The sequence below is a fragment of the Ferruginibacter sp. genome (genome assembly GCF_031430955.1).
GTDB lineage: Bacteria > Bacteroidota > Bacteroidia > Chitinophagales > Chitinophagaceae > Ferruginibacter.
Map to the genome: position 1 here is coordinate 1 of NZ_JANPCM010000627.1, position 3,616 is coordinate 3,616.

Here is a 3,616-nt window from a genome sequence, read left to right on the forward strand (position 1 = left end):
TTCGCCTTTACCGTTTTGTGCGGCCATTACATGAATGCCCAAATCCAGATACGGCTTCATTTCTTCGGCCATCTTTTTTTGCAATACCGGCAGCGAGGGCGCTGCTTTAAAACTGCTGTAATGCAATAAAGATAAGCCGCCGCAAATAGCTGTTTTAATACGATAGCGTTCGGGCATGGGAACCGTACGCAACATTTGTAATTTACATTTGGTGATGGGCAGTTTTGAAAATTCTTCGGGATAAAGCGTTTCAAAATCGGCACCGCTGCATACAAAGATTATATCGGCTTCGTATTCTACTTCGTTGCCAATATACACAGTTTGGTCGCTTATATAACTTACACAACTATTCCAGTAAAATTCCACTCCGTACTTTTCTTCCAGGTAATCAGGTAGTGCGGCTATAGCTTCCCGTGGGTCTATCAGCATTTCATCAGCACTGTATAAACCACCCAATAAATTATCAGGGTTTACCTGTTCGTATTTTTCGGCTATTTTATTTTTATCTAAAAGAACAACATTTCTTTTTTCTTTTTTAAAAATGGTTTCTAATTCCTGCAATACCTGCCATTCTTCTTTGTTGTATGCTAAATGGAGGCTGCCGCTTTCTTGATACCAGATGCCGGTATCAAGTGCAATGGTTTTCCAAATATCACGGCTGCGTATAGCCCGGTTGTATAATGTGCCCGGGGGCTGGCCAATGGGCCACAGCATTCCGAAATTGCGTACCGATGCACCCACCGCCTGCGGATGACAATCGAATACTTTTACGGTAAAACCTTTTTGTGCTAATGCCCTTGCACTGGCAAGACCCACAATGCCTGCACCAATTACGATAGCTGATTTTTGTTGCATAATTTTTTATATAATTTACTGTGTGTACTTAAACTTATGGAGATTAATACCACTCCCGCAATACCGGCAGCATAAAAAAGAAAAGAGAAAAAATTTACCCAGTTATACTTTATCGGTATAAATTCTTTTATTAATAACACGGCCACTGTACCCAGGTAGCCAAAGGCATCTGCCATGTACATTACAAAGCCAACATTGCCTTCAATTTTATACGTGGATAACATGCGTTCGAAATAAATACAATTAAAAGGCAGGTAGGCCAAATACAAACCTGTGGTTGCAAAAAGCATCCATGTAAAGGGTGTAATTAGCCCGGCATTAAAAAATACAGTAACGGCCACAGCAACAATTACGCCTGCCATTACTAAAAAATGACAAAGCCTGAAAGCTTTATAATTATTTTTTATTAAAAAGAAACCAGCAACAATTACTAAGGCAATTAATGAAATAACAGTATTTGTTTTTGCAAAAATGGAAGCATTGTTTTGATACCCGGTTTCTATCCATAATTCGTTACCAAAGTCTTCAATAAAATCTCTTACAATGGTAAAGATGGCGTAGGCAATTATTATGGGTACTAATGAAAAGCCAAACTGCCGAATGAATTTTTTTCTTTCGGGGGCAGTCATTGGTTTGCGGATGGTACGATGAGCAATATCATTTGCGTTAGGCGGCGGCGCCTGGTTTAGCAACCACACGCCAATAAAAAGGGGTACAATAAAAATAGCCCCTGTGGCAAAAGGCATCCACCAATCGGTAAAATTAAAATCGAGTATTAACCATTTGCCAATGGTTTTGGCCAGGCCGGATGCAAAAATAAAACTGGTGGCTAAAATGGCACCCATCAATTCGGTTGTTTTTCTGCCTTCTAAAAAACCAAATACCAAACCAAACACCATGCCCAGTGGCAGGCCATTGATAAACATGCAAATGATATTATAAGGCGGTGGAATTATTGCAAACAACAATAACGATACCCATGCAATTACTATAAATAATAAAATATAAGTAGCCCGTCGGCCAGGCTGCATGCCTGCAATAAATTTAATGCCATAAAATTTGCTGCACATATAACCCAGTACCTGTGCAATTACCAAACAAACTTTGTAAGAAATACCGAGAAAGAATATTTTATCATATAAGGCAACTGTGTAAGGTTTTCTAAAACCATACATGCTGCTGTAAATTACAAAAGCGCATAAAGAAATATAAATGACCAGCGCAACCGGTTGCCTGTTTAACCAATTGCGGTTATAGTTGTGATGTGTTAACGAAATTGCTGCAGGCATAAAACCTATTAAATTAATGGCAGGAGTTCACTTAAATTATTAATGATTTTATTGGGGTTGGCTGATGCTAATTGCTGGTAAGTGTGGGCGCCAGTAGTTATACCAATAGTAATACTGCAGCCTGCATTTTTTCCTTCTTCTATATCAATAATAGAATCGCCAACTTTAACCACGTCGTTTGCATTTTCAATCCCAAATTTTTGCATAGACAGTAAAATCATATCAGGATTGGGCCGGTTATTTTGTACATCACTTGCTGTAATTAATCCATCAATTTGTTGGCCGGTTTCCCAACGTAGTTTTTCTAAAATGCCCACGGCGGTTTTTTCGTTATAGCCAGTGTTTAATACCACCAAAATATTTCTATCTCTTAACAATTGAAAAGTTTCTTCTGCAGCAGGCTGTGGTTTTAATTCAAAACTATCGTAGGCAGTTGCAAGTTCATCAACAAACAAATTGTATATTTTATTAGCATTTGCATCATCAGGTTCAGCAACCTCTAATGCAATAATATCTTTTATGGCCTGCAATTTTTCTTTACCAGCACCTGCTGCAAGTACTTGTTCTAATGAAAAATTAAAACCTGCATCATTGATAACTTATTGCAAAGTTTTATACACTATATTATTTTCGTCTACAGTGGTGCCGGCCATATCAAATACAACCATTTTAATCATATCCTTATTTTGAAATTAATTGTTCTGTAATGAAAGATGCTCTATTATCAGTTGTTTGTAATACGATAAATCGGGTAGTGATTCTTCTGTTTTTTTTGCAAGATCATCCCAGCGACGGATAGCAACATACTGATCAAACAAATCGTCTTCTTCAAAAGACATAGCTTCTTCGGGTGTCATTACTCCCCCCTGAAATTCCAGTGTTTTTTTACTGGCTTCGGATAATTTATTATAGTATTCCGGATAGTGATAAGTGAGGTAACGCTTCGCAGCCACATGGCTTTGCACCAGCTTTGCAATTTTTTTAGAAAAACCTTTACTTAATAAATATTCAGCTCCTAATTTTTCATGATCTACCACACCCACATTTTCCATGTATTCAATTCTTTTTTCGGGAAAAGCAAATTCACAGAGGTGGCCAATATCGTGAAAAAATGCTGCCAGTATCACATCATCCTCTGCACCACTAGCCTCTGCCAGCTGTGCACACTGGCACATGTGTTCTATCTGGCTAACAGGTTCGCCAATATAGTCTTCGTTACCATGAATTTTATACAAAAAAATAATCTCCTCTGCAGTTTGTACAATTTCGTCCGTAGACATATTTTAAAATTTTATTGCTACTGTAAACCAACCACTGCGGCCTACTCCATTAATGCCGCTGCCATGGGTTCGGTAATCTTCATTCAATAAATTTTGTAGCCCAATATTGAAATTAAAGCTTGATAATTTATACCCAGCATATAGATTAATTACCTGCCAGCCTGCTGTACCATTTTTACCAATACGGTTATC

5 protein-coding genes are annotated in these 3,616 nt (G+C 38.0%); all 5 read right to left on the reverse strand.

Annotation, left to right across the window (positions count from 1 at the left end):
* Nucleotides 1-855: TIGR03364 family FAD-dependent oxidoreductase (locus ACY65O_RS17765; protein ID WP_462222200.1), on the reverse strand; the 855-nt coding region annotated here is incomplete at its 3' end.
* Nucleotides 831-2,144, reverse strand: a complete 1,314-nt coding sequence (locus tag ACY65O_RS17770; protein ID WP_462222201.1) for a DUF5690 family protein — start codon at nt 2,142-2,144, stop codon at nt 831-833. The genes ACY65O_RS17770 and ACY65O_RS17765, both read right to left, overlap by 25 nt.
* Before the next feature lie 8 nt (nt 2,145-2,152).
* The gene (locus ACY65O_RS17775; RefSeq protein ID WP_462222202.1) at nt 2,153-2,674 is read right to left on the reverse strand and encodes an HAD-IA family hydrolase; all 522 of its coding nucleotides are present in this window, start codon (nt 2,672-2,674) and stop codon (nt 2,153-2,155) included.
* Between the two features lie 162 nt (nt 2,675-2,836).
* Complete coding sequence (locus ACY65O_RS17780; protein WP_462222203.1) at nt 2,837-3,424, reverse strand: HD domain-containing protein; 588 nt, start codon at nt 3,422-3,424, stop codon at nt 2,837-2,839.
* A gap of 3 nt (nt 3,425-3,427) precedes the next feature.
* On the reverse strand, nt 3,428-3,616 hold a 189-nt coding region (locus tag ACY65O_RS17785; protein WP_462222204.1), incomplete at its 5' end, for a hypothetical protein.

What these genes read in the sequence shown, in the direction of transcription:
- ACY65O_RS17770 (WP_462222201.1), bottom strand. Translation starts at nt 2,144, where the DNA reads ATGCCTGCAGCAATTTCGTTAACACATCACAACTATAACCGCAATTGG.
- ACY65O_RS17780 (WP_462222203.1), bottom strand. Translation starts at nt 3,424, where the DNA reads ATGTCTACGGACGAAATTGTACAAACTGCAGAGGAGATTATTTTTTTG.